Annotated in this window: 1 protein-coding gene; it reads right to left on the reverse strand. The window is 37.8% G+C overall.

The window, feature by feature from the left end; all coding sequences use genetic code 11:
- Positions 1–415: 415 nt before the first annotated feature.
- Positions 416–1,690 (reverse strand): IS110 family RNA-guided transposase, encoded by a 1,275-nt coding sequence (locus tag AA980_RS24755; protein WP_024031194.1) that lies wholly within the window; start codon positions 1,688–1,690, stop codon positions 416–418.
- Positions 1,691–1,800 lie beyond the last annotated feature (110 nt).

Raw genomic sequence — 1,800 nt, forward strand, 5'->3', positions numbered from 1 at the left:
AACTCCCTCAGTTTGATACGAATATCTCTCGAATGCTCACTTATTCGCAGGATTTCATAACCCTTGTAATTGGATTTACGGGTAATTGAAATGAGTTCAGATCAATTTGGCTTTGTGAAGGCATAGTTAAATAAAGGAGTTAGCTACCACTCCATATTTTACCATATAATGTACATCTCCACGCCGCCCCTGGAGGCTTTCCCTCCCATGTCTCAACGGGTCAATTGCCCTCTCATTCCTTCGTCATGCCTATCCAAGGGGTGGAGGCCAGTTATGCTAACCTGATGGGTCACAATGCCCTTTTGTTCAAGAAACCTGGTACTCCGTACATATTTGAAATCCTACGAATAAGACAACATTCAAAATTAAAGTTCACAATTTAAGATGGTGCATCTATTAAACTAATGTTTTATTTCTATGCTGCTAAAGGGATTAATTCTTGCATTTTATTTGGACAGTAAGACTCGTTTCGTCGTGCTATTCCTACAAAAATCCTTGCTAATTTACCGATCAGTTTCATGATTGATTTCATTTTCTTTATCTTTTTAACCTTCACATTATGGGAATGCATGGCTTTAAATTCAGGATTATTCATCACAAGGCTCATGGTTGCTAAGTAGAGGAAACGTCGTAGTCTTGACCTTCCACGCTTCGAAATAACAATCTGACCTTTCCACTTGCCAGAACTTGCTTCAGCTAAATGTAATCCTGCATGACGTAATAGAGAATTTCCATGAGAAAATCCACTTAGATCTCCAGCCTCACCTAATATACCAGCTAATGAGATTTCACTTATTCCCTTTATCATAAGAAGCTTCTTTGCGAAAGGTATTTGATTGAGAACTTCTTTTACTTGTTGTTCAACTCTTTCGAGTTGTTTTACAGCGAGGTCATATTCCTCTAATAATTGTTCTAAATGGAATTTATAAGCATCCAGAGCTTGTCCGGTCCCAATAGACGATTTTGCTAGATTGATGAGTAATTGAGCCTTCTTGGGTCCTGGTTGTCGTTTCATTAAAGACTTCCACCCCCTCATCACATCTAGTATGTCTAGTGAAGAGATTTCATCCGGTGTAGGAAATAAACGAAGGGTTGCGATGGCCCCTTTGCACGATACATCTTTAAACACTTGTCTGAGTTCTGGAAAAACCACATCCACCCATCGATTTACTTGATTAATAGACATCACTAGACGTTTAACAATTACATCACGGTTAGAAATTAGAACTCTAAGTTTCTCAAATGATTCTGATGTTGGACGAACAAAGGAATAATAGCCGTTTTTCACCATATCTGCGATAACGAGGGCATCTTTTTTATCACTCTTCGATTGAGTATTGTCACGATTCTCTTTATTCCTTTTTACTAAGTGGGGATTCACAGTAACTACCTCAATGTTTTGTTTATCCAGCCATTTTGATAGGTTAAACCAGTAGTGTCCTGTAGGTTCCATACCCACTATTGTTGTATCTAAGTTTTTTAGTTTTTGTAGGTTTTGAATCCAACTTAATAGTTTTACGAACCCCTCTTCATTATTTTCAAATGTAAGAGGCTCTCCAACTACAATTCCACGGAAGTTAACAGCTCGAGCAACGTGTAATTGTTGGGCTATATCGACACCTACAATTAGATGTGTATCGGAAATTCTTTCTATCAGTTGATTTTGTTTGTCTTGCATTTTAAAATTCATAGTAGGGCTTCCTCCTTAAGATTTTGAGTTAGATTGGACTCTATACTCGTATCTTACTGAGGGGCTCTGTTTTTTTCAAACCTGATATTTAACGATCTACAGGAATGCTA

It is taken from the genome of Neobacillus vireti (assembly GCF_001026695.1).
In the GTDB taxonomy this organism is placed as follows: domain Bacteria; phylum Bacillota; class Bacilli; order Bacillales; family Cytobacillaceae; genus Neobacillus; species Neobacillus vireti.

What these genes read in the sequence shown, in the direction of transcription:
- AA980_RS24755 (WP_024031194.1), bottom strand. Translation starts at nt 1,690, where the DNA reads ATGAATTTTAAAATGCAAGACAAACAAAATCAACTGATAGAAAGAATT.